A 24,481-nucleotide genomic window follows, 5' to 3' on the forward strand; every position below is an offset into this window, starting at 1 on the left:
GCCGATGGAGCGCGAGGCTCCGACAGCATCGCTTATTTCCACCAGTACTCGACCTGCAATCCGACATTCGAACCGTGTCGCGCCGTGCCGAAGGCGCCGGTGTCGGACAATGCCGAACCCTGCGCCAGTTCATTGGCCGCCCGTTTGGCCGCCTCGTTCCAGCTCGCATAGGTGTAATACAGACGCACCTCGGGGCGAGCCCAGAATTCCGGACCTTTGGGCGACCAGGTCGGAGCGAAGGTGAACTTGCTCAGCTTGCGGGTGCCGCCCGTGGCTTCGACCTGATCGTGCCCCAGTTCGGTCACCAGTTTGAACTGCTCGGTGATCGCATAGGCCGGGCGAACGCCCAGGGAAATCCAGTTCTGGTCAGCGCCGTCCGGGCGAATGTCTTTCTGATAGACCGCCTCGATCTGCCCGCCAAATCGCGGCGTCACTTGCCAGTCGAAGAACTCCACCACCCGGTAGCTTTTGCTGCTGTCGTCCAGCTTCACGTTACCGGTATAACCCAACCCGGTGCCGGGGCCTTCGCCGTACTGGAACGCGAGTTTGTTCTTGCCGCCCAGAAAACCTTTCTGCACATGCTGGGTGGTGATCGCCCAGCCATGATGAGCGTCGCGGCTGTCGGGTTTGTCGATGTAGCTCAGCCCGAACTCCAACGCACCGCCGGGGTTGGTGTTGAAGCCGGCGACGTTGAAATCGTGTCGGTTGATGTAGTCCTTCTGATACAGGTTGTCCTTGCGCGAGAAGGCGTAGCTGTATTTAAGATCGCCGATCAGCACGTCCTCGATACCGCCGCCGGTGGCGCTCTGGTTCCAATAGTAGAAGTCGGAAATGTGGATATCGTTCCGTTTGTAGTAACGCCGGCCGGCCCACAGCGATCCGCCGTTGAGGCTCGGCATGTTCGACCATTGCGCGTACAGCTGCGGCAGGCGCACGGAGCCGTTGTCACCGTTGAAGGTCAGGTCCTTGTCGTACTGGTTATACAGCGACGCCATGCCGTCGACGCTCAGCACCGAACCGTCATCCAGGGTGTAAAGATCCTGGCGCAATTCCAGTTCGGCGTACTGCTCACATTCGTTGCCCAAGCGGTATTTGGTCTGCGCGCCCGGCAGTTGGAAACACTGCTGTTTACCGCTGTTGACCGAGGTGCCGACGCCGCTGCGCAAGTAACCGGCGAACTCCAGCGCCTGGGCCGAAAGAGGCAAAGCCAGGCACACGCCCGCCATTACAAGGCTGCGATTTATTGTTGTTTTCAAGAACCACCCCATTATTTTTATTGTGTGCAGCGGCAAAATCGGCGCGCAAAACTCCCCCGCGCAGCGATCTGCGTGTTTTTTGAGTCGGTGTTTTTTGGCGGTCGGTCAGTCGGTCATATGCAGCACGAACGACTCATAAGGCCGTAAGAGGACCTGCCGATTTCGCGTCGGACAGTCCGGGTAATTGCTGATGACCAGACGCTGGGACATCGCTTCGCTGATCACTTCATCCGGCAGATCGACTTCGCATGGCGTGCCGTAGAAGTTGTTCAACACCAGCAACCGTTCGCCATTGCCCTCACGCACGTACGCCCAGATTTGCGTGTGCTCGGGCAACAGTTGCCGGTAAACGCCGTCGGACATCAACGCTTCACTGCGGCGCAGGGCGATCAGTTGACGGTAGTGATGCAGCACCGAATCCGGGTCATCGAGTTGGGCGGCGACGTTGATCTGCGCAGCGTTGGCCGGCACCCCGATCCACGGCTCACCCGCGCTGAAACCGGCGTTAGGCTCGGCGTTCCAATGCATCGGCGTACGGCCGTTGTCCCGGGACTTCTGCATGATCGCCGCCATGTTGTCGGCGTCGCTCGCACCGGCCTCGCGCTTGAGTCGGAAGATGTTCAGCGTCTCCACATCGCGGTATTGATCGATGTGATCGAAGCCCGGATTGGTCATGCCCAATTCCTCTCCCTGGTACACGAACGGCGTACCCTGAAGGAAGTGCAACGCCGTGCCGAGCATCTTCGCCGAGAGCACCCGATATTCGCCGTCATGACCAAAACGCGAGACCACCCGTGGCTGGTCATGGTTACACCAGAACAACGCGTTCCAGCCTCCGCCGGCCTGCATGCCGGTTTGCCAATCGGAGAGGATCCGCTTGAGTTGGAGGAAATCGAAATCCGCGCGAATCCACTTCTGCAGGTTCGGGTAATCGACCTTCAGGTGATGGAAGTTGAAGGTCATCGACAGCTCTTTCGACTCTGGCCGCGAGTAGCGAATGCAGTGTTCCAGGCTGGTAGAGGACATCTCGCCGACGTTGATCAGGTCATGGCCTTCGAAGACTTCGCGGTGCATTTGCTGCAAGTATTCGTGGACGTTCGGGCCATCGGTGTAGAAGCGTCGACCGTCCGTATTGTCCTCGGGGAAATCCGCCGGTTTGGAGATCAGGTTGATCACGTCCAGACGGAACCCGCCCACGCCCTTGTCGCGCCAGAAACGCATCATCTTGAAGACTTCGGCGCGCACCTTCGGGTTGTCCCAGTTCAGGTCGGCCTGAGTGTGATCGAACAGGTGCAGGAAATACTGACCGGTCTGGGCTTCGTACTCCCAGGCCGAACCGCCGAACTTGGATTCCCAGTTATTCGGCTGGTCGCGCCAGATGTAGAAATCGCGGTACGGGTTGTCGAGGCTGCTGCGGGCCTGCTGGAACCAGGTGTGCTCGATGGAGGTGTGGTTCACCACGATATCGAGCATCAATTTGATGCCACGTTTGCCGGCCTCGGCGATCAGCAACTCGCAATCGGCCATGGTCCCGTAGCTTGGATCGATGGCGTAGTAATCGCTGATGTCGTAACCGTTGTCGCGCTGGGGCGAACGCAGGAACGGCGTGATCCACAGACAATCGACACCCAGCCAGTGCAGGTAATCGAGCTTGGCCACAACGCCAAGCAAATCACCCGTGGGGTTGCCGGCGTGGCTGTGAAAACTCTTCGGGTAGATCTGGTAGATCACCGAACGTTGCCAGTCTTGCATGGCGTTATTCCTTCAGTAAGTTTTGTACTGGCCTTGAAGGCCTCATCGCGAGCAAGCTCGCTCCCACATTGGAATGCGATCAATTGTGGGAGCGAGCTTGCTCGCGATAGCGATCTGTCAGGCAACCCGATACCCAGGCCGAACAATCTTCATGCTCAACCCGCAGGTCAGAACAAACGGCACGACCATGGCAATGACCATCCCGATCACGAACATCGGAATGAACTGCGGAATGATCGAGATAAAACCGGGCAAGCCGCCGACGCCGATCGCCGAGGCCTGGACCTTGTTCAGCGACAGGAAAATGCAGCCCAGGGCCGAACCGATCAGGGCTGCGTAGAACGGAAATTTGTAGCGCAGGTTGACCCCGAACATGGCCGGTTCGGTAATGCCGAAGTAAGCGGAAATTGCCGAGGTCGAGGCCATGCTTTTATCCCGCACGTTACGGGTCATGTAGAACACCGCCAGTGCCGCGCTGCCCTGGGCCAGATTGGACATGACGATCATCGGCCAGATGAAGGTGCCGCCCTGGGTGGAGATCAGCTGCAAGTCGACCGCGAGGAACATGTGGTGCATGCCGGTAATCACCAGCGGCGCGTAGAGCAGACCGAAAATCGCCCCGCCGACCATTGGCGCCAGGTCGAACAGCATGACCACGCCTTCGGTGATGAGAATCCCCAGATGACGGGTCACCGGGCCGATCACCGCCAGCGCCAGCACGCCGGTCACAACGATGGTAGTGATCGGCACTACCAGCAATTGCACCGCGTTAGGCACCCGCGCCCGCAGCCATTTCTCGATGACGCTCATCACATAGGCGGCCATCAGGATCGGCAGGATCTGCCCTTGGTAACCGACCTTCTCGATCTGGAACAACCCCAGGATGTCGAAGTACGGCAGGCTCTGCCCGTCCAGCCCGGCCACCGCTTTGCCATAGTTCCAGGCATTGAGCAGATCGGGGTGAACGAGCATCAGGCCGAGCACGATGCCAAGGATTTCACTGCCGCCAAACCGTTTGGCCGCCGACCAGCCCACCAACGCCGGCAGGAACACAAACGAGGTATTGGCCATGAGGTTGATCAGGCTCCAGAGCCCGTCAAGCTTCGGATAGGCGTCCAGCAGGGTCTTGCCCTCGATGAACATGCCCTTGGCGCCGATCAGGTTGTTGATGCCCATCAGCAGGCCGGCAATGATCAACGCCGGGAGGATTGGCATGAAGACGTCGGAAAACACCCGCACCAGGCGCTGCATCGCGTTGATCTTGTCAGCGCTTTTCTGTTTAACGTCGGCGATGGTCGAGGCCGCGAGACCGGTTTGACGACGCAGTTCGGCGTAGACCTTTTCCACTTCACCGGGGCCAATCACCACCTGGAACAGACCGCCGGTGAAGAACGAGCCTTTGACCAGATCGATCTGGTTCAACGTGGCGCTGTTGACCAGGCTTGGGTCCTTGAGGGCCAGTCGCAGGCGTGTGACACAGTGCGCGGCCTGCTCGAGGTTGTCGCTGCCACCGAGGCTTTGCAGCAGCTCGCTGGCGATATTCGGATAGTCGTGGCTCATGCTTTTTCTTCCGCTGTAGTTTTTTGTTATTGGCAGCACGCCGAAACGAAAAGTACTCGTCTGTACGAGTTAAAGCAACAACTCGTACAGACGAGTTTAAATTTGTTTATCCTGAACCCGACCGGCGGCGACATTTCCTACCTCAAAAGTCAAAGAAGCCTAACGCCGCATGGACAAACCCCTACCCTGCCCTTAAGGTTCGAAACCTTGAGCACAGCGCCGTACAGAGCCATCCCCATGAGTAAATACAACCAGATCTACAGCGATCTGCTTGCCAGCATCACGACCGAACGTCTGGAACGCGGCGCCCGGTTGCCTTCCGAAACCGAACTGATGGAAAGCTACCAGGCCAGTCGCGGCACCGTGCGCAAGGCCATCGAGCAACTGCAGGAGCGCGGTTTCGCCCAGAAAGTCCACGGCAAAGGCACGTTTGTCCTGTCGACCAACCCGATCGAATTTCAGCTGGGCGGCATCGTCAGCTTCCAGGAGACCTACCCGCGCCTGGGCAACGACGTCAGCACCGAAGTGGTCGAGTTCAGCCAGATCCCCCTCGAAGGTTATCTGCTCGAACACATCCAGGCTGAAGAAGGCAGCCTCATTACCCGGATCAAGCGAGTGCGGCGGATCGACGGCAAACGCGTGATCCTCGATATCAACCATTTCGTCAGCGACGTGATTCCCGGCCTGTCCCGAGACATCGCCGAGCACTCAATCTACGCCTTCATCGAGCAGACCTTGCAACTGCAAATCGCCTACGCCCAGCGCACCATTGAAGCCGTGCCCCGGAGCAAGGACGACCAGCAACACCTGGATCTCGACGGCCAGAGCCATGTGATCGTGGTCAGCAACCAGACGTTTTTGCAGGATGGTCGGCAGTTCGAGTACACCGAATCACGGCACACCCTGGACAAGTTTTACTTTTCGGATGTGGCGCGGCGCTGAAACGCAAAAGGCCCCGTGAACTCGCGTTCACGGGGCCTTTCTGGTGTTACGGACGATCAGCTAAACCGGGATCACTCCCACTCAATCGTCGCTGGCGGCTTGCTCGACACGTCGTAAGTGACGCGGGAGATGCCTTCGATTTCGTTGATGATCCGGCCGGAAACCGTTTCCAGCAGTTCGTAAGGCAGGTGTGCCCAACGCGCGGTCATGAAGTCGATGGTTTCAACGGCACGCAGGGCAACTACCCAGGCGTAACGACGTCCATCGCCGACAACGCCAACCGATTTCACCGGCTGGAACACCACGAATGCCTGGCTGACCTTGTGGTACCAGTCGGCCTTGCGCAGTTCTTCGATGAAGATGTGGTCGGCACGACGCAGCAGGTCGGCGTATTCCTTTTTCACTTCACCGAGGATGCGCACGCCCAGGCCTGGGCCCGGGAACGGGTGACGGTAGACCATGTCGTACGGCAGGCCGAGTTCCAGGCCCAGACGACGGACTTCGTCCTTGAACAGCTCGCGCAGGGGTTCAACCAGCTTGAGGTTCATTTCTTCCGGCAGGCCACCCACGTTGTGGTGCGACTTGATCACGTGAGCCTTACCGCTTTTGGCGCCAGCCGACTCGATCACGTCCGGGTAGATGGTGCCTTGGGCGAGGTACTTGATGTTGTCCAGTTTGTTGGACTGGGCATCGAAAACGTCGATGAAGGTACGGCCGATGATCTTGCGCTTCTTCTCCGGGTCGGACTCGCCGGCCAGGTTGTTCAGGAACTGATCTTCAGCGTTGGCGCGGATCACTTTGACGCCCATGTTCTCGGCGAACATGGCCATCACTTGCTCGCCTTCGTGCAGACGCAGCAGGCCGTTGTCGACAAAGACGCAGGTCAGCTGGTCGCCGATGGCTTTGTGCAGCAGCGCAGCAACCACCGAGGAGTCCACACCGCCGGACAGGCCGAGCAGTACGTTGTCGGTGCCGACCTGGGCGCGAATGTTGGCGATGGCGTCTTCAGCGATTTTCGAAGGCGTCCACAAGGCTTCGCAGCCGCAAATATCAAGGATGAAACGCGACAGGATGCGACCGCCCTGCTTGGTGTGGGTCACTTCCGGGTGGAACTGCACGCCGTAGTAGCCACGAGCGTCGTCGAACATGCCGGCAATCGGGCAGCTCGGGGTGCTGGCCAGGATGTGGAATTCCTGAGGCATCTTGGTGACCTTGTCACCGTGGCTCATCCACACGTCGAGGCCGAACAGGCCGTCGGCGTCGATGTGGTCTTCAATGCCGTCGAGCAGGCGGCTCTTGCCGACCAAGTCAACACGGGCGTAACCGAACTCACGCAGTTCGGAACCTTCGACCTTGCCACCCAGCTGTTCAGCCATGGTCTGCATGCCGTAGCAGATACCGAAGACCGGTACGCCCAGGTCCCAGACGGCTTGCGGTGCGCGCGGGCTGTCGGCGACGTGTACGGACTCGGGGCCGCCGGCGAGGATGATCCCCTTCGGTGCGAATTCGCGAATCGCTTCGTCGTCCATGTCGAACGGATGCAGTTCGCAGTACACGCCGATTTCACGCACGCGGCGGGCGATCAGCTGGGTGTACTGGGAACCGAAGTCGAGGATCAGGATGCGGTGGGCGTGAATGTCGAGGGCCATGGAGTCAGTCTCGTCTATGCAATTCGAATAAAGAGAATCAGAAACAACTCGGGGCTGAAAACAGCCCCGGTTACTTAACGTTTTGCTGGAAGGCTCAACCTACGCGGTAGTTTGGCGCTTCTTTGGTGATCTGTACGTCGTGAACGTGGGACTCGGCCATACCGGCGCCGGTGATCCGCACGAACTCAGGCTTGGTGCGCATTTCTTCAATGTCGGCACTGCCGGTGTAGCCCATCGAGGAGCGCAGGCCGCCCATCAGTTGATGGATGATGGCGCTCAGGGTGCCCTTGTAAGGAACACGCCCTTCGATACCTTCCGGAACCAGTTTCTCGGCGCCTGCCGAGGAGTCCTGGAAGTAGCGGTCGGAGGAGCCTTGAGCCTGGGACATGGCGCCCAGCGAACCCATGCCGCGGTAAGCCTTGTACGAACGACCCTGGAACAGTTCGATCTCGCCTGGTGCTTCTTCAGTACCGGCGAACATCGAGCCCATCATCACGCAGGAAGCACCGGCAACGATGGCCTTGGACAGGTCACCGGAGAAACGGATGCCGCCGTCGGCGATCAACGGAACGCCAGTGCCTTCAAGGGCAGCGGCGACGTTGGCGATGGCACTGATTTGCGGGACGCCGACACCGGCGACGATACGGGTGGTGCAGATCGAGCCTGGGCCGATACCGACCTTGACTGCATCGGCGCCTGCTTCGGCCAGAGCCTTGGCGGCAGCGCCGGTGGCGATGTTGCCGCCGATGACCTGCACTTCAGGGAAATTCTGTTTGACCCAGCGAACGCGGTCGATCACGCCTTTGGAGTGACCGTGAGCGGTGTCGACCACCACCACGTCAACGCCGGCATTGACCAGGGCGGCTACGCGATCACCGGTGTCTTTACCGGTACCGACTGCAGCACCAACGCGCAGACGACCTTGATCGTCCTTGCTGGCCAGCGGGTATGCCTTGGCTTTTTCGATGTCGTTGACGGTCATCATGCCTTTGAGGGCGAATTTGTCGTCGACGATCAGCACGCGTTCAATTCGGTGTTTGTGCAACAGCTCGCGGACGTCGTTCTTGTCGGCGCCTTCCTTGACCGTGACCAGACGCTCTTTAGGCGTCATCACTTCACGGACGGTGGCGTCCAGACGGTTTTCAAAACGTACGTCACGGGAAGTGACGATGCCGACCAGGTCGCCATCGTGCAGTACCGGAACGCCGGAGATGTTGTGCATGCGGGTCAGTTCGAACAGTTCACGAACCGTGGCGTCAGCCTCGATGGTGATCGGGTCCTTGACCACGCCGGCTTCGTAACGCTTGACCTTGCGCACTTCGGCAGCTTGCTGCTCGATGGTCATGTTCTTGTGGATAATGCCGATGCCACCTTCCTGAGCCATGGCAATTGCCAGACGGGCTTCAGTAACGGTGTCCATGGCGGCAGAAACCAGAGGAATATTCAGCTCGATGCCACGGGTTAGGCGGGTCTTGAGACTGACTTCGTTAGGAAGCACCTCGGAATAACCAGGCACTAGGAGAATGTCGTCGAATGTCAGAGCTTCTTGGCTGATACGCAGCATCGCGGGGGCTCCCGAGCGGGAAAATGGAAGCGCGCCATTATAGTCAGACACCCCCTCGGGTTCAATGTAAAACTCTGTCTATTATTAGCATTACTGATATACGGGGATTGTCGTCTCCTACAGCTCGACTTTCACCCAACTGACTGGCTGATCGAGCCAATCGGCAAATTCGTCGATAAAGCTCTGTTTGAACCCGGCCTCGGCCCAGTTGTTGAAGATAAAACCCAGGTTGGAAAAGCCGCACTCCTGCAGGAAAAGAAAGCCGTTGATGTCATCTTCATGCCCGCATTCCGGACACGTGAAGTTATCGGTGCGCCCCGGCATCCAGTCTTCCAGGCTGTCGAACAGCGCTTCGCCGACTTCCTTGCGGCACTCAGCGCAACCCGCCTCTTCAAGGAAACCCTTGGCCGGCGTATAGATGCAGCGCTTGGTGATGATTTCCAGGCCATTGATTGGTTCGCCGAACGGCAGCGCTTCAGGATGCAGCACTACAGCGCGGGCACCGTCGGCGATGGCATGAGCCATGCGGTTGCCAGTGCGGCCACAAGTGGTCAGTTCTTCTTTAATGATGTTCTTGCGCACCAGCCAACGCACAACCGCCCGGGCCCGGGGTTCGTGCACCGGCAGTGTGGAGATTTTCGGGACAATAATGCTTTGCGAATTCATGGGTGCAGCCCTGCAAATACTGAATGACTACCCTTGTGGGAGCGAGCCTTTGTGGTGAGGGGATTTATCCCCTCACCACAAAGGCTCGCTCCCACAGGGTTTGCGGCCGGCAGCTTAATCCCTGACGAAATCCGGTCAAGCACTCAAATAACGTCCGATCAAGGCGATCCCACTGGCCAGCACCAACCAGGTCACCAGCCGCACAAACGCCTCGCGGGACAATCTCATGGTCAACCGCCGTCCGATCCACAGCCCCAATACCATGGACGGCAATAAACAAAGCGCCAATACCAACAAGGGTAGCTCGGCATACACTCCCGCGACAGCAAACAGGCTCAAGCGCACCACGGTGCTGCAACTGATCAGCGCACTTTGGGTCGCCCGGGCTGCCTCTTTGGGCAAGCGACTGTTCAAGTAGATCGCATATAAAAAGCCGCCACTGCCAAACAATGCCCCGAACATCCCGCCCACCGTGCCCATTGGCACCGCCCACGCGGCGGACAATTTTGTCGGACGGGTTTTGACCCACAAGCTGTAAATCGCATAAGCGCTGATAAACAGCCCCATCAACAGCAACAGCACATCGGATTTCAGATTCAACAGGAAAATCACCCCCAACGTGCAGCCCACCGCCATGCACGGCAGCAGCCGCAGCAACTCAGGCTTCGCCACATCCCGTCGCGAAGGCAGCAAATTGCCGAACGCCGCGACGAAATCCAGCAGCACCAACAGCGGCACGATCTTCGACAGCGGCATGAACAGGATCAATATCGGCCCCGCCACCAGTGCCGTGCCGAAACCGGCAATACCGAACACGATGTAGGCCAGGGCAACGCCCAACCCGATCACCAGCCAATCCACCGCACCCCACGGCCATTGGCTTAACAACTCCAGCACACTCATCGTCACGGCTTCCTTTAATTCCTGTGATGACTTTAGCCAGCGTCGAGCGTTGCGACTAATATCTTCAATGTCGACTACCCATCTCGAAAAGGCATACCTCGTGCTTTCAACCCGTCAATTGCGCTACTTCGTGGAAATCGCCGAGAGCGGCAGCTTCAGCGCTGCAGCCGAACGACTGTTTATTGCTCAATCGGCCTTGAGCCGGCAGATCAAGGACATGGAGACCCGCCTGCAAACGCCGCTGTTCGAACGCACCGCGCGCCAGCCCCGACTGACAGCGGCGGGTGAGGCTTTTTTGCCTCGGGCGAAAAACCTGCTGAACGAACTGACCAAGGCCAGCGAGATGGCCACTCAGGTGGGCACCGGTCAACTCGGCGTGTTGCGCCTGAGTCATTCCAGCACGGTGCCCATGAGCGGTCGACTGCTGCGAGGCATCAGCGTCTATCTGGATCGGCACGCCGGTGTGTCCATGGACATCGTCAAGCTGTCCTCAGAGGAGCAACTGGAGGAATTAACCGAAGGGCGCCTTGATGTGGGCCTGTTGCGCCTGCCAGTACTGCGTCAGTGTGAAGGGGTGCAAATTGTTCCGCTGTATAGCGAGCGCTTGTTGTTGGCGGTTCCGCCGAATCATCGGCTGGCTGTGGATAAGTCCGCGCAAGGCATCGATCTGGCGCAGTTGAAGAATGAAGCGTTTATTTCCATCCCTCATCCACAACGTGGCGGTCTGAGCTATCTGTCTGCCGAGTTGTGCATGCGTCAGGGGTTCTTTCCCCGGGCGGCTCGAGTGGTATCGCGCAAAACCACGCAACTGCAATTGATCCAGGCCGGGTTCGGCATTGCGCTGTTGCCGGAATCGATGCAAGACATCGCGCCGCCGGATATCCACTTTCTGCCCTTGGCCGACCCTGATTGCCACAGCACCGTTGCCCTCGCCTATCGGCAACACCCCACGACACTGGTCCAGCAATTCATTCAGCACTTCAACCGATCGGCGTAGGAGCTGCCGAAGGCTGCGATCTTTTGATCTTGATTTTCGGTCGAGCCGGAACCCTTGAGGATCAAAAGATCGCAGCCTTCGGCAGCTCCTACAAGGGATCGTGCATTCATCTGGAGATTGCCTTTATCATGCGCCCCATGATTAAAGATCCCTTTGCAAGACTCGGCCTGGACCGTGAAGTCCTGACTGTCAGCCAGCTCAACGGCCGCGCGCGGGTGTTGCTTGAAGACGTGTTCAGCAACATCTGGGTCGAAGGCGAAATCTCCAACCTCGCCCGTCCGGCGTCCGGCCACGTGTATTTCACCCTCAAGGACAGCGGCGCCCAGGTGCGTTGCGCACTGTTCCGGCAGAACGCGGCGCGAGTTCGTCAGGCCTTGAAGGATGGCTTGGCGGTGAAGGTGCGCGGCAAGGTTTCGCTGTTCGAGGGCCGTGGCGACTATCAGCTGATCCTCGATACCGTGGAGCCGGCCGGTGACGGTGCGCTGCGCCTGGCCTTCGATGCATTGAAGGAAAAACTCAGCGCCGAAGGCCTGTTCAGCGCCGAGCGCAAAGTGCCGCTGCCAGCGCATCCGCAACGCATCGGCATCATCAGCTCGCCCACCGGCGCGGTAATTCGCGACATCATCAGCGTATTCCGCCGCCGTGCGCCGCAGATCCAACTGACGTTGATCCCCACTGCCGTGCAAGGCCGCGAAGCCACTGCGCAGATTGTCCGCGCATTGAAACTGGCGGACGCCCGCGGTTTCGACGCGCTGATCCTGGCCCGTGGCGGCGGTTCGCTGGAAGACCTCTGGTGCTTCAACGAAGAAGCCGTGGCGCGCGCCGTGGATGCCTGCGTGACGCCGATTGTCAGCGCCGTCGGCCATGAAACCGACGTGTCGATCAGCGACTTCGTGGCCGACGTCCGCGCCCCGACGCCGTCCGCCGCCGCCGAACTGCTCGCGCCGGATTCAAGTGACCTGGTTCGTAGGGTCGAAAGCCTGCATCGACGTCTGGTGATGCGTATCCGCGACCGCTTGATGCGTGACCGTCTGCGCCTGGAAGGCATGTCTCGCCGCTTGCGCCATCCCGGCGAACGTCTGCGCCAGCAAGCGCAGCGCCTGGACGATCTGGACATGCGCATGCGCCGCGCGTTCGAACGCAGCCTCAATACCCGTCGCGAACGATTGATCCGTCTGGAAACCCGTCTCGCCGGGCAACATCCGGGACGGCAACTGGCGATGCTCCGTCAGCGCCTCGACAGTCTTGCCGAACGCCTGCCCCGTGCCATACGCGAAGGGCTCAAATCCCGTCGCCTGCAACTGCAAAGCCAGATGCAGACGCTGCATGTGGTCAGCCCTTTGGCGACCCTCGGCCGTGGCTACAGCATTTTGCTGGACGAACGCGGCAACGCGATCCGTAACGCCGCGCAAACCCACAATGGTCAGCGCCTGAAAGCCAGACTTGGCGAAGGCGAACTGCAAGTGCGGGTCGAAGACAATCACCTGACGCCCGTCACCCTTTCTTTACTGGATTGATCCATGCCACGTTTTCTAGCTCCGCTGCTATTGCTGTGCCTGACCTTCAATGCCCACGCCGACAGTTACATCACCCGCCTGTTGAACAAACCTGTGCCGGGCGGCGTGGCCGTGGTCGATCTCGGCACCGCTGCGCAGGCACCGAAGGCCAGTTATCAAGGCAAACCCGTATTGGTGGTCAAGGAACAGAACAACTGGCTGGCGATTGTCGGCGTGCCGCTGACGGTTAAACCGGGCACCCAACAGGTCAGCAGTGGCGGTCGCACTCTGAATTTCAACGTTGGCAACAAGAAATACCCGGAACAACACATCACGTTGAAGAACACGCAGCAGGTCAATCCGAACCCGGAGAATCTCAAGCGCATCGAGGGTGAATTGGCCGAGCAGATCCAGGCTTACCGCAGCTTCAGCCCGAACACCCCGAGCAATCTGCTGCTGGACAAACCGGTCAATGGCCCGCTGTCGAGCAAGTTCGGCGTACGCCGCTTCTTCAATGGTGAGGAGCGTAATCCTCACGCCGGCCTGGACTTCGCCGTGCCTGCTGGTACGCCAATCAAGACCCCGGCTGCCGGTAAGGTGATCCTGATCGGCAACTACTTCTTCAACGGCAACACGGTGTTTGTCGACCATGGGCAGGGGTTTATCAGCATGTTCTGCCACATGTCGAAAATCGATGTGAAGGTTGGACAGCAGCTGGCTCGCGGCGGTGTGGTCGGGAAAGTCGGCGCCACCGGGCGGGCGACCGGGCCGCATATGCACTGGAACATCAGCCTGAATGATGCGCGGGTTGATCCGGCTATTTTCATTGGGGCGTTTCAGCCATAGATAGTGGTTGAGGCTGCCGGCCTCATCGTCGGAACGCCGCCCGGAGCAGGCTCACTCCTACAGTTGATCTATGGCGAACACAAATCCAATGTGGGAGTGAGCCTGCTCGCGATGGCGGCATAACAGACGCCATCTATTCAGCCTCCAAGTCCTCAATCCCATGAATTTCCCTGTGCGCCAGGCACTCTTTGATCCACGCCTGAGTTTCCTCCGAAAAGCCCGCCAACTCTTCAGCGCTGACCAACTCATGAGTACACAACCCCAGCAAGTGAGCAGGCGCCTCATTGCGTGAGTGACGGAAAACGCCAAACGCCCAATACAGCTCCTGTTGACCGGCCTTCAGCCTTTCTTCGCTGGCTTCAATGCGCTCGTAAGGCGCAATGCTTTTATCCAGCACTATGCGTTCGACCTCCTCCATGATCCGGATGCATAGCCGCTCATGGGCCAACGGACGCAATGCGCTATAAAGCTTCCAATCCGACTCGTTCATTGCCGACTCCTGCCTGCCAGTAGTCCTTGGTGAGGCTTTAAGAATAGCTGCACTGACACGCCCCATCACCGAAAGCCTTCAATTGCGCATCGCTCAAACCTCGCGCAAACATAAAAACAATCACCGTCGTTCACCGCAATAAAATCTCGATAACAACGACTTTTCGAGGATTCCTCTCAATTTTTTTCGACCGCTTGCCATCCTTCACCCTCGCGGTTAGGGTTGAAGGCATGAAAACCTCTCACACCCTCATTCAGCTTCGCCAGCACCGCAGCCTGTGCCTTGTCAGTGCACGACTGCCAGGCTGAATCGCGGTGCCTCGTCCTACGCTTTATCCCCAGAACATTTGATCCACCGGCAGGCCGCCTCTTTTCGGCCCACACAATAAGGATTTCCCGATGAGCATGCTCAAAGACCCGTCTTCGAAATACCGCGCGTTCCCGACCATCGACATCCCGGACCGCACCTGGCCGTCGAAGACCATTACTGCCGCGCCGATCTGGTGCAGCTCCGACCTTCGTGATGGTAACCAGTCGTTGATCGAGCCAATGGACGCGGTCAAGAAGCTTCGTTTCTGGAAAACCCTGGTGTCGGTCGGCGTGAAAGAAATCGAAGCGTCGTTCCCGGCGGCTTCGCAAACCGACTTCGACTTCGTGCGCACCCTGATCGAAGGCAACCACATCCCGGACGACACCACCATTCAGGTGCTGACCCAGGGCCGTGAAGATTTGATCGAGCGCACCTTCGAATCCCTGCGCGGGGCGAAGAAAGCCATCGTTCACCTGTACAACGCCACCTCCCCTTCCTTCCGTCGCATTGTCTTCAACCAGGACAAGGAAGGGGTCAAGGCCATCGCCGTGAACGCGGCCAAGCTGTTCGTCAAATATGCCGCCCAGCAGCCAAACACCGAGTGGACTTTCGAATACTCCCCAGAAACCTTCAGCAACACTGAGCTCGAGTTCGCCAAAGAAGTCTGCGACGCAGTGATCGAAGTCTGGAACCCGACGCCTGAGCACAAGGTGATTCTCAACCTGCCAGCCACCGTCGAATGCGCGACCCCGAACATCTATGCCGACCAGATCGAATGGTTCGGCCGTCACATCAACCGTCGTGACAGCGTGATCATCAGCCTGCACACCCACAACGACCGTGGCACTGGCGTTGCGGCCACCGAACTGGGCCTGATGGCCGGCGCCGACCGTGTCGAAGGCTGCCTGTTCGGCAACGGCGAACGTACCGGTAACGTCGACCTCGTGACCGTGGCGCTGAACCTCTACACCCAGGGTATTCACCCTGAGCTGGACTTCTCCGACATCGACGGCGTGCGCAAAGTCGTCGAAGAATGCAACCAGATCCAGGTGCACCCACGTCACCCGTACGTCGGCGACCTGGTTCACACCGCGTTCTCCGGCTCCCACCAGGATGCCATCCGCAAGGGCTTCGCCCAGCAGAAACCGGACGCCCTGTGGGAAGTGCCGTACCTGCCGATCGACCCGGCCGACATCGGCCGCAGCTACGAGGCGGTGATCCGCGTCAACAGCCAGTCGGGCAAAGGCGGTATCGCTTACCTGCTGGAACAGGAATACGGCATCAGTTTGCCGCGTCGCATGCAGATCGAGTTCAGCCAGGTTGTGCAGCGTGAAACCGACCGTCTGGGCCTCGAGATGACGGCTCAGCAGATCCACGCGCTGCTGCACAGCGAGTACTTGCAGGCCAACACGCCGTACGCGCTGGTCAGCCATCGCCTGCAGGAAGAAAACGGTCACAGCGCCGTCGAAGTGGAAGTCTCGGGCAAAGGTCAGGGTGAAACCAACCTGCACTGGCGTGGCAAGGGAAACGGTGCCCTGGAAGCGCTGGTGGCCGGTCTGCCGATTCCGGTTGAGATCATGGACTACAACGAACACGCCATCGGTTCGGGCACCCATGCCAAGGCGGCGGCCTACATCGAGCTGCGTGTGAATGGTGAACGTGCGGTGCACGGCGTCGGTATCGATGAAAACATCACCACCGCCAGCTTCAAGGCCCTGTTCAGCGCACTTAACCGCTCGCTGAGCCAGCCGGAAGCGAAAGCGGCGTAAGCCTTCGCTGAAACGCAAAAGGCCCCTAGGTGCGAACCTCGGGGCCTTTTTGTTTGCCTGATGTTTAAGCGTTGTCTGTTATGGCCCCTTCGCAAGCAAGCCCGCTCCCACATTTGATCGGGGTGTACACAAAGTCTGTGTTCACATCGGTCAAAGTGGGAGCGGGCTTGCTCGCGAAGAGGCCGGTTCAGGCCGCCGAGATCTCAGGTGAACTCAAACGTATCGGCATCCAGGTTCGCCGGAAAGCGTGTTCGATAAGCCTGAAGATCCGCAGCGTTCAGAACCACCTGAAACACGCCATCAGCTTCGCCCGCACTGAGTAACGTCTCACCCTGGAAGTCCAGCACCTGACTGTCGCCGGTATACGCGAAACCTTTGCCGTCAGTACCAACGCGATTCACCGCCGCTACGTAGCAGAGGTTTTCAATCGCCCGCGCTGGCAGCAATCGGTTCCAGTGCTGACGCCGTGCCCCCGGCCAGTTGGCGGTGTACAGCAGCAAATCGGTGTCCTGAGCATCGCGGCTCCAGACCGGGAAGCGCAGGTCGTAGCAAATCAGCGGCCGCACTCGCCAGCCCTTGAGTTCGAATTGCACCTGACGCTCGCCGGGGGTGAAATGGTTGTGCTCGCCGGCCATGCGGAACAAATGGCGCTTGTCGTAGTGCCACACCTCCCCGTCCGGCCGCGCCCACAATAGGCGATTGCGATGGCTGCCGTCAGCCGTCTGGACGATCACGCTGCCGGTGATCACCGCATCGAGTTTCGCTGCCTGGACCCGCAGCCACTTGCTGGTGGGACCGTTTTCCGATTCGGCGAGGGTCTCGGACTCCATCGAAAAACCGGTGGTGAACATCTCCGGCAGGATGATCAGGTCCGCCCCGCGAGCCTGCTCCAGCAACGGCTCGAAATGCTCCAGATTGGCCTGACGATCGTGCCAGGCCAGGGTGGTCTGGATCAGCGCGATGTTCAGATTGGGTAGCGCACTCAGATCACGCATAGTTTTGCCGCTGCTTCACGCAGGGTCTCCTCGCGTTTAGCGAAGCACAGGCGCACCAGGCGCTGGCCTTCGGGTGGGGTCTGGTAGAACACCGAGATCGGGATGCTCGCCACGCCATGTTCGCGGGTCATCCACAACGCCATCTCGACATCATTGAGGTCCGGGCGGATCTGCGAGTAATCGACCAATTGGAAATACGTGCCGGCCACTCGGGTGAAACTGAAGCGCGACGGCGTCAGCAGATCGCAGAACAGATCGCGCTTGGCCTGATAGAAGGCCGGCAGTTCTTCAACGTGTTCCGGGTGCTCGGCCATGAAGTCGGCCAAGGCGTATTGCAGCGGCGTTACCCCGCAGAAACTGACGTATTGGTGAACCTTGCGCAGCTCCGCTGTGAGGGCCGGCGGTGCGACCACGTAGCCGGTTTTCCAGCCAGTGACGTGATAGGTCTTGCCAAAGGAGCTGACGACGAAAGCACGCTGATACAGCTCTTCGTGATTCAGCACGCTGGCGTGGGGCACGCCATCGAAGACCAAGTGTTCGTAGACTTCGTCGCTGACGATGTAGATGTCGCGATCTCGAATCAACACCGCCAACTGATCCAGCTCGGCACGACTGATCAGCGCGCCACTTGGGTTATGTGGAGAGTTGAGAACGATCATCCGCGTGCGCGGTGTAATGGCTTCACCCAGTTTCTGGAAGTCGATGGCGAAGTCATTCAGGCCCAACGGCACATGGACGCAGCGACCACCGGCCAGCTCAACCGAAGGTTCATAACTGTCGTAGGCCGGATCGAAGACAATCACTTCGTCGCCGCTGTGGATAACCGCCTGAATGGCGCAAAAAATCGCCTGGGTTGCACCGGGCGTGACTGTCACTTCATGGTCGGCATCCACATTGACGCCGTAACTGCGGGCGATCTTCGCCGCAATCTGCTGACGCAATGCCGGAAGGCCGGTCATCGGCGAATACTGGTTATGGCCATTGGCGATATGCCGACCAACCGCATCGCACAGGGCCCGCGGGGCATCGAAATCGGGAAAACCCTGGGACAGATTCAGCGCCCCGGTTTGCGCCGCGAGCTGAGACATCTGAGTGAAGATAGTGATGCCGACATTCGGCAGCTTACTGGTGATCATCGGTGATTCCCTGCTCTGCACCCGGCGCTAACGGCGGCGCGGGAGAGCCCGAGAATAGCCCAAACGACGCCCATAAAAAAAGGGCGCCCATTGGCGCCCTTCTTCCAAAACTTCACCGCATAACTCTGTGGCGAGGGGATTTATCCCCGTTCGGCTACGAAGTAGTCGTAAACCCTTCACCGCGGTTTATCTGATAAACCGCAGTGGATGGTTTTGGGGCGGCTACGCCACCCACGGGGATAAATCCCCTCGCCACAACAGCCCCCACACACAAAGGTGTGGGGTTGTGAATCAGCGCTTGTCGCGGCGCTTTTTGTCGGCCTTTTTATGGTGCGACATCATGCGGCGCTTCTTGTTGACCTGGCGATCGGTCAGCGAGTTCTTGTTGCCTTCGTACGGGTTCTCGCCGCCCTTGAACTCGATGCGGATCGGCGTACCGACCAGCTTCAAGACACGGCGATAAGTGTTTTCCAGATAGCGCACGTAAGACTTAGGCACTTTCTCGATCTGGTTACCGTGAATCACGATGATCGGCGGGTTAGCACCACCCAAGTGGGCATAACGCAGCTTGATCCGACGGTTGTTGACCATCGGTGGCGCGTGCTCACCAACCGCATCTTCCAGAATCGTGGTCAGACGGTTGGTTGGCCAACGGGTGACCGCAGACTTGAACGAGTTCTGTACGGAGGCGTAGAGGTTGCCCACGCCCGTGCCGTGCAGGGCCGAGATGAAGTGAATGTCGGCGTAGTCAACGAAGAACAGTCGACGTTGCAGCTCGACCTTCACGAAGTCGCGCTCGCTTGGCGTCATGCCGTCCCACTTGTTGATCGCGATCACCAGCGCACGACCCGACTCAATGGCGAAGCCCAGCAGGTTGAGATCGTGATCCACCACACCTTCGCGGGCGTCCATCACAAAGATCACCACGTTGGCGTCTTTGATCGCTTGCAGGGTTTTGACCACGGAGAACTTTTCAACTTCTTCGTGGATCTTGCCGCGCTTGCGCACACCGGCGGTGTCGATCAGCGTGTACTTCTCGTCGTTACGCTCGAACGGGATGTAGATACTGTCGCGGGTGGTGCCGGGCTCGTCATAGACGATTACCCGGTCTTCACCGAGCATGCGATTGACCAGGGTCGACTTGCCGACGTTCGGGCGGCCGATGATCGCGATCTTGATCCCGTCTTTTTCGCTAGGGCCAGGAATGCGCTTGGCTTCCTCGCCTTCGGCAACGATCTCTTCCTCGCCTTCTTCCAGCTCGTCATCGTCTTTCGGGAAGTCGCTGAGGGCGATTTCCAGCATCTGGGTGATGCCACGACCATGTGCACCGGCGATCGGGATCGCGTGGCCCATGCCCAACGGGGCGAATTCAGCGCGGGCCATTTCAGGGTCGATGTTGTCGACCTTGTTGGCAACCACGTAAGAACGCTTGTTACGTTTGCGCAAATGCTCGGCGATCATCTGGTCGGCGGCGGTGAAACCAGCCTTGGCATCTACCAGGAACAGAACGACATCCGCTTCTTCAATGGCCAGCAGCGACTGCTCGGCCATTTTTTCGTCCATACCGTGCTCGTCACCGGAGATACCGCCGGTGTCGACCAGAATGTAGGAACGCCCTTGCCACTTGGCCTCACCGTATTGGCGATCACGGGTCAGACCGGACAAGTCGCCGACGATGGCGTCGCGAGTCCTGGTCAGGCGGTTGAACAAGGTGGACTTGCCGACGTTCGGTCGGCCCACCAGGGCGATTACGGGAACCATGCGGCTCTCCACTTCGTTATTTCAGAAAATACAAAAGCCGCTGCTAGGCAGCGGCTGGTGCTCGGGGCAGCGCTTGGGGCGCTGCGAACCCCGTGAAACGGGGCTGCCTGGGGTTTAACCCCAAGCATAGTCAAACCTTTACTTAATGGTCAGGGCTTCCAGTTTGCCACTGTTGCCATACAGATAAATCGTGTCACCCACCACCAGCGGACGGGCACGCAGGCCGTCGCTGTCGATGCGCTCGCGGCCGACGAAACGACCGTCCACCTGGCTCAGCAGATGCAGGTAACCTTCCATATCACCGACTGCAACATAGCTGGAGAACACTTCCGGAGCCGACAGTTGACGACGGGCCAGCGAATCGTTGCTCCACAAAGCTGTGGTGGAACGTTCGTCGACGCCTTCAACGGTGCCCGAAGACAGGCTCACGTAGACGCTGCCAAAACCCTGGGCGACACCGGCATAGCTGGAAGCATCACGCTGCCAGAGCTGACGACCGCTTTGCAGGTCCAGTGCCGCAACGCGACCCTGGTAGCTGGCGACGTAAAGCGTTTCGCCGGACAGCAGCAGGCCACCGTCGATATCGACAACGCGCTCCAGTTCCGAACGACCTTGTGGAATCGCTACACGTTGTTCCCACACCGGCACGCCGTTGGAAATATCGAGAGCGACCACTTTACCGGTCGACAGGCCAGCCACCGCGAGGCGGTTGGTGACGATCGGCGCACTGGTGCCGCGCAGGGTCAATACCGCTGGAGTGCTGTCATACAACCAGCGCTGGGTGCCGGTAGCGGCATCCAGACCGATCAGACGGTCATCCTGAGTCTGAACTACAACGACATCACCGTTGTTGGCCGGCGGTGCGAGGACTTCACTGGACACGCGAGCGCGCCATTTCTCTTCACCGTTGATGGCGTCCAGGGCAACGATTTCACCCTTGATCGTACCGATCAGGAGCAGACCGTAACTGACGCCGACAGCGCCGGAAACAGGCAATTCGAGATCTTTCTTCCATTTGACGTCGCCATTGCTGCGATCCATCGCCATCACCACACCGGTGACGTCGGCGGCATAGATGGTATCGCCATCGATCGCCGGAACCAGCATGTTGTACGAATCGCCCTGACCGTCACCGATCGAACGACTCCACTGCTTTTGCAAAACCACTTCTTCTTTGAAGTCGGTCAACTCGGCCGGTGGCAGTTCTTTTTTGCTGTTGCTGCTGCAACCCGCGGCCAATATGGCCAGAGCCAGCAATGCTGCATGTTTCCAACGAATCACGTCACGCATCCCCTTTGGCCAGATCGTCCAGCTTGATTTGTAGGCCACCCACTGCCGCTTCATCCGACAGTGCCGCCTTGGCTTTTTGATACGCCGTGCTCGCTTCGTCGGTACGACCCAACTGCACCAGCAGGTCGCCTTTGAGTTCTTCGCGAGTGGCCAGGAATGCTTTATCGGCATCGCCTTCGAGCAGTTTCAGGGCTTCATCGGCCTTGTTCTGCGCGGCCAGCACCTGCGCCAGGCGCTGACGAGCAATTTCGCCCAGCGCCGGGTTGGCCGGTTTGGCGACAATGGCTTTCAGCTCGCTGGCTGCGTCATCCAGTTTGCCGCTGTCGACCGCTACTTTTGCCAAGAACAGGCTGCCGTACTGCGCGTAAGCGCTACCGCCGAACTCGCTGTTGAGCTTGCCGGCCAGGTCCGCAACACGGGCGGCATCAGGCTTGCCGTCTGGCGTCAGCGTGGTTTCCAGCAGTTGCTGATAGAGCATCGAGGCGCCTTGCGACTGATTGCTCTGATACTTGTGAAAGGCCTGCCAGCCGAACACGATGACCAGCGCCAACAGGCCGCCAGTGACCAGGGGCTTGCCGTTGCGTGTCCACCAGTCCTTCAAATCCGACAGCTGTTCGTCTTCGGTACTCGACACCCCAATACTCCTTAATCGCTAAATCGGCTGTTTGACAGCTTCAACCCTGCACGACGCAGGTGGCCAGGTGTGCAGCAAGCGCATCCCAGGCAATGCTTTGTTGTTCGCCCTGGCCACGCAGGGGTTTGAAACCTACCACTTGCTGGGCCATTTCGTCGTCACCGAGGATCAGCGCGTACAACGCACCGCTCTTGTCGGCTTTCTTGAACTGGCTTTTGAAGCTGCCGGCGCCGGCATTCACTTGCAGGCGCAGGTTGGGCAATTGATCACGAACACGTTCACTCAGGGCCAGACCGGCCAACTCGGCGGCTTCACCGAAGGCACAGAGGTAGACGTCGACCTGACGGGAAATCTCTTCCGGGATCTGCTCCAGGGTTTCAAGCAGCAGCACCAGGCGCTCGATGCCCATGGCGAAACCAACGCCCGGGGTCGGCTTGCCGCCCATCTGCTCCACCAGACCGTCGTAACGACCACCGGCACACACGGTGCCTTGGGCGCCCAGCTTGTCGGTGACCCATTCGAAAACGGTCTTGCTGTAGTAATCCAGCCCGCGCACCAGCTTCGGGTTGATCACGTAAGGAATGCCGGCGGTGTCCAGGCGAGCCTTGAGGCCCTCGAAGTGCACGCGAGATTCTTCGTCAAGGTAGTCGGCCATTTTCGGCGCGTCGACCAGCACGGCTTGAGTGTCAGCGTTCTTGGTATCCAGAACCCGCAAAGGGTTGGTCTTCAGACGGCGCTGGCTGTCTTCGTCCAGCTTGTCCAGATGCGCGGACAGGAACTCGACCAGTGCTTCGCGATAACGACCACGGGACTCGGCGGTACCCAGGCTGTTGAGCTCGAGCTTGACCGCATCACGGATGCCCAGCTCGCCCCACAGGCGCCAGGTCAGCACGATCAGCTCGGCATCAATGTCCGGACCGTCAAGGTTGAAGACTTCGCAACCGATCTGGTGGAACTGGCGATAACGGCCTTTCTGCGGACGTTCGTGGCGGAACATCGGGCCGATGTACCAGAGTTTCTGCACCTGGCCACCGCCGGTGATGCCGTGCTCAAGCACCGCACGCACACAGGCCGCCGTGCCTTCAGGGCGCAGGGTCAGGGAGTCGCCGTTGCGGTCGTCGAAGGTGTACATCTCTTTTTCGACGATGTCGGTCACTTCACCGATGGAGCGTTTGAACAGCTCGGTGAACTCGACGATCGGCATGCGGATCTGCTTGTAACCGTAGTTATCCAGCAAACGCGAGACAGTGCCTTCGAAATGACGCCACAGGGGAGTCTGCTCGGGCAGGATGTCGTTCATGCCACGTATGGCTTGCAGAGACTTGCTCACTATAAATCCTTAAATTCGTTCGACTTAGCCGCGCGCAATGACTGCTGCGTCAGCTGCGACCTTTTCGGCCGCTTTCTGGCGGATCAAGCGTTCAAGCTCATCCACCAGATTGTCATTCGTCAGTTTCTGCGACGGCTTGCCGTCGATGTAAATCAGGTTTGGCGTGCCGCCGGTCAAGCCGATATGGGCTTCCTTGGCTTCACCCGGCCCGTTGACCACGCAACCGATGACCGCGACATCCAGCGGCACCAGCAGGTCTTCGAGGCGCCCTTCCAGCTCGTTCATGGTTTTGACCACATCGAAGTTCTGCCGCGAGCAACTCGGGCAGGCGATGAAGTTGATGCCACGGGAACGCAGGTGCAGGGATTTGAGAATGTCGTAGCCGACTTTCACTTCCTCGACCGGGTCGGCCGCCAACGAGATGCGAATAGTATCGCCAATCCCTTCGGCGAGCAGCATACCGAGGCCCACGGCGGATTTCACCGTGCCTGAACGCAAACCACCGGCTTCGGTGATGCCCAAGTGAAGCGGCTGAACGATTTCCTTGGCCAGCAAGCGGTAAGCGGCGACGGCCATGAACACGTCAGAAGCTTTCACGCTGACCTTGAAGTCCTGGAAATTCAGGCGCTCAAGGTGCTCGACGTGACGCAGGGCAGATTCAACCAGCGCAGCCGGAGTCGGCTCGCCGTATTTCTTTTGCAGGTCTTTTTCCAGGGAGCCGGCGTTCACGCCGATGCGGATCGGAATCCCCCGATCACGGGCGGCATCGACTACCGCACGCACGCGGTCTTCGCGACCGATGTTGCCCGGATTGATGCGCAGGCAGTCAACGCCCAGTTCGGCTACGCGCAGAGCGATCTTGTAGTCGAAGTGAATGTCGGCAACCAACGGTACTTTGACCAGCTTCTTGATCTTGCCGAAGGCTTCAGCAGCATCCATATCGGGAACGGAAATTCGCACGATATCGACGCCAGCCGCTTCCAGCCGATTGATCTGGGCCACGGTGGCGGCGACGTCATTGGTGTCGCTATTGGTCATGCTCTGCACAGCGATAGGCGCATCGCCGCCAACAGGCACGTTACCGACCCAGATCTTGCGGGATTCGCGACGTTTGATTGGAGATTCGCCGTGCATGA

20 protein-coding genes are annotated in these 24,481 nt (G+C 59.1%); 5 read left to right on the forward strand and 15 right to left on the reverse strand.

Annotated elements, in window-relative coordinates; genetic code table 11:
* Positions 1 to 32: 32 nt before the first annotated feature.
* From ACMXYJ_RS28165 to treP, 3 genes are all read right to left on the reverse strand, one after another.
* Complete coding sequence (locus ACMXYJ_RS28165) at positions 33 to 1,256, reverse strand: maltoporin (RefSeq protein WP_415757773.1); 1,224 nt, start codon at positions 1,254 to 1,256, stop codon at positions 33 to 35.
* Positions 1,257 to 1,361: 105 nt separating this feature from the next.
* Positions 1,362 to 3,008 carry an alpha,alpha-phosphotrehalase gene (gene treC, locus ACMXYJ_RS28170; protein WP_415757774.1) on the reverse strand — a complete coding sequence of 549 codons (1,647 nt, stop codon included), beginning with the start codon at positions 3,006 to 3,008 and terminating at the stop codon, positions 1,362 to 1,364.
* 117 nt (positions 3,009 to 3,125) lie between these two features.
* Entirely contained in the window at positions 3,126 to 4,568 is a 1,443-nt protein-coding gene (gene treP / locus ACMXYJ_RS28175) for a PTS system trehalose-specific EIIBC component (protein WP_415757776.1), read from the reverse strand.
* 237 nt (positions 4,569 to 4,805) lie between these two features.
* Here treP and treR point away from each other — a divergent pair, with 237 nt between their 5' ends.
* The gene (gene treR, locus ACMXYJ_RS28180) at positions 4,806 to 5,510 is read left to right on the forward strand and encodes a trehalose operon repressor (protein WP_415757777.1); all 705 of its coding nucleotides are present in this window, start codon (positions 4,806 to 4,808) and stop codon (positions 5,508 to 5,510) included.
* 71 nt (positions 5,511 to 5,581) lie between these two features.
* On the opposite strand, the gene guaA is transcribed toward treR, so the two are convergent.
* The 4 genes from guaA to ACMXYJ_RS28200 all read right to left on the reverse strand — a co-directional run bounded on the left by guaA (position 5,582) and on the right by ACMXYJ_RS28200 (position 10,292).
* Entirely contained in the window at positions 5,582 to 7,159 is a 1,578-nt protein-coding gene (gene guaA, locus ACMXYJ_RS28185) for a glutamine-hydrolyzing GMP synthase (RefSeq protein WP_415757778.1), read from the reverse strand.
* 94 nt (positions 7,160 to 7,253) lie between these two features.
* Positions 7,254 to 8,723, reverse strand: coding sequence for an IMP dehydrogenase (gene guaB / locus ACMXYJ_RS28190; protein ID WP_415757779.1), 1,470 nt, complete (start codon positions 8,721 to 8,723; stop codon positions 7,254 to 7,256).
* A 117-nt stretch (positions 8,724 to 8,840) separates the two neighbouring features.
* Positions 8,841 to 9,389 carry a sugar ABC transporter ATPase gene (locus ACMXYJ_RS28195; RefSeq protein WP_415757780.1) on the reverse strand — a complete coding sequence of 183 codons (549 nt, stop codon included), beginning with the start codon at positions 9,387 to 9,389 and terminating at the stop codon, positions 8,841 to 8,843.
* Positions 9,390 to 9,524: 135 nt separating this feature from the next.
* Positions 9,525 to 10,292 (reverse strand): sulfite exporter TauE/SafE family protein, encoded by a 768-nt coding sequence (locus ACMXYJ_RS28200; protein ID WP_415757781.1) that lies wholly within the window; start codon positions 10,290 to 10,292, stop codon positions 9,525 to 9,527.
* Between the two features lie 100 nt (positions 10,293 to 10,392).
* On the opposite strand from ACMXYJ_RS28200, the gene ACMXYJ_RS28205 reads away from it, so the two are divergent.
* The 3 genes from ACMXYJ_RS28205 (at position 10,393) to ACMXYJ_RS28215 (ending at position 13,631) form a co-directional block, all read left to right on the forward strand.
* A complete protein-coding gene (locus tag ACMXYJ_RS28205; protein WP_415757782.1) occupies positions 10,393 to 11,289 on the forward strand; it encodes a LysR family transcriptional regulator in 897 nt (298 codons plus the stop codon).
* A 137-nt stretch (positions 11,290 to 11,426) separates the two neighbouring features.
* Positions 11,427 to 12,806 (forward strand): exodeoxyribonuclease VII large subunit, encoded by a 1,380-nt coding sequence (gene xseA / locus ACMXYJ_RS28210; RefSeq protein ID WP_415760820.1) that lies wholly within the window; start codon positions 11,427 to 11,429, stop codon positions 12,804 to 12,806.
* Positions 12,807 to 12,809: 3 nt separating this feature from the next.
* Positions 12,810 to 13,631 (forward strand): peptidoglycan DD-metalloendopeptidase family protein, encoded by an 822-nt coding sequence (locus ACMXYJ_RS28215; RefSeq protein WP_415757783.1) that lies wholly within the window; start codon positions 12,810 to 12,812, stop codon positions 13,629 to 13,631.
* Positions 13,632 to 13,764: 133 nt separating this feature from the next.
* Here ACMXYJ_RS28215 and ACMXYJ_RS28220 read toward each other — a convergent pair whose 3' ends face one another.
* Positions 13,765 to 14,121 carry a hypothetical protein gene (locus tag ACMXYJ_RS28220; protein ID WP_415757784.1) on the reverse strand — a complete coding sequence of 119 codons (357 nt, stop codon included), beginning with the start codon at positions 14,119 to 14,121 and terminating at the stop codon, positions 13,765 to 13,767.
* 398 nt (positions 14,122 to 14,519) lie between these two features.
* Between ACMXYJ_RS28220 and leuA the strand changes: the two genes are divergently transcribed.
* Entirely contained in the window at positions 14,520 to 16,199 is a 1,680-nt protein-coding gene (leuA, locus tag ACMXYJ_RS28225; RefSeq protein WP_415757785.1) for a 2-isopropylmalate synthase, read from the forward strand.
* A 203-nt stretch (positions 16,200 to 16,402) separates the two neighbouring features.
* Here the strand turns inward: leuA and ACMXYJ_RS28230 are convergent, their stop codons facing one another.
* The 7 genes from ACMXYJ_RS28230 to ispG form a co-directional block, all read right to left on the reverse strand.
* Positions 16,403 to 17,194 carry an amidohydrolase gene (locus ACMXYJ_RS28230; RefSeq protein ID WP_415757786.1) on the reverse strand — a complete coding sequence of 264 codons (792 nt, stop codon included), beginning with the start codon at positions 17,192 to 17,194 and terminating at the stop codon, positions 16,403 to 16,405.
* Positions 17,182 to 18,330 (reverse strand): pyridoxal phosphate-dependent aminotransferase, encoded by a 1,149-nt coding sequence (locus tag ACMXYJ_RS28235; RefSeq protein ID WP_415757787.1) that lies wholly within the window; start codon positions 18,328 to 18,330, stop codon positions 17,182 to 17,184. Before ACMXYJ_RS28235 ends, ACMXYJ_RS28230 begins: the two co-directional genes overlap by 13 nt.
* 291 nt (positions 18,331 to 18,621) lie before the next feature.
* Positions 18,622 to 20,091 carry a ribosome biogenesis GTPase Der gene (der, locus tag ACMXYJ_RS28240; RefSeq protein ID WP_046046039.1) on the reverse strand — a complete coding sequence of 490 codons (1,470 nt, stop codon included), beginning with the start codon at positions 20,089 to 20,091 and terminating at the stop codon, positions 18,622 to 18,624.
* A gap of 138 nt (positions 20,092 to 20,229) precedes the next feature.
* Positions 20,230 to 21,381, reverse strand: coding sequence for an outer membrane protein assembly factor BamB (bamB, locus tag ACMXYJ_RS28245; RefSeq protein WP_415757788.1), 1,152 nt, complete (start codon positions 21,379 to 21,381; stop codon positions 20,230 to 20,232).
* The gene (locus ACMXYJ_RS28250; RefSeq protein ID WP_415757789.1) at positions 21,374 to 22,015 is read right to left on the reverse strand and encodes a tetratricopeptide repeat protein; all 642 of its coding nucleotides are present in this window, start codon (positions 22,013 to 22,015) and stop codon (positions 21,374 to 21,376) included. The genes bamB and ACMXYJ_RS28250 overlap by 8 nt, the downstream gene beginning before the upstream one ends.
* Positions 22,016 to 22,055: 40 nt before the next feature.
* Entirely contained in the window at positions 22,056 to 23,345 is a 1,290-nt protein-coding gene (hisS, locus tag ACMXYJ_RS28255; protein ID WP_415757790.1) for a histidine--tRNA ligase, read from the reverse strand.
* A 24-nt stretch (positions 23,346 to 23,369) separates the two neighbouring features.
* Positions 23,370 to 24,479, reverse strand: coding sequence for a flavodoxin-dependent (E)-4-hydroxy-3-methylbut-2-enyl-diphosphate synthase (ispG, locus tag ACMXYJ_RS28260; RefSeq protein ID WP_046046035.1), 1,110 nt, complete (start codon positions 24,477 to 24,479; stop codon positions 23,370 to 23,372).
* Between the last annotated feature and the right edge of the window lie 2 nt (positions 24,480 to 24,481).

This window comes from Pseudomonas arabinosi (assembly GCF_047758675.1).
GTDB classification, from domain to species: Bacteria; Pseudomonadota; Gammaproteobacteria; order Pseudomonadales; family Pseudomonadaceae; genus Aquipseudomonas; species Aquipseudomonas arabinosi.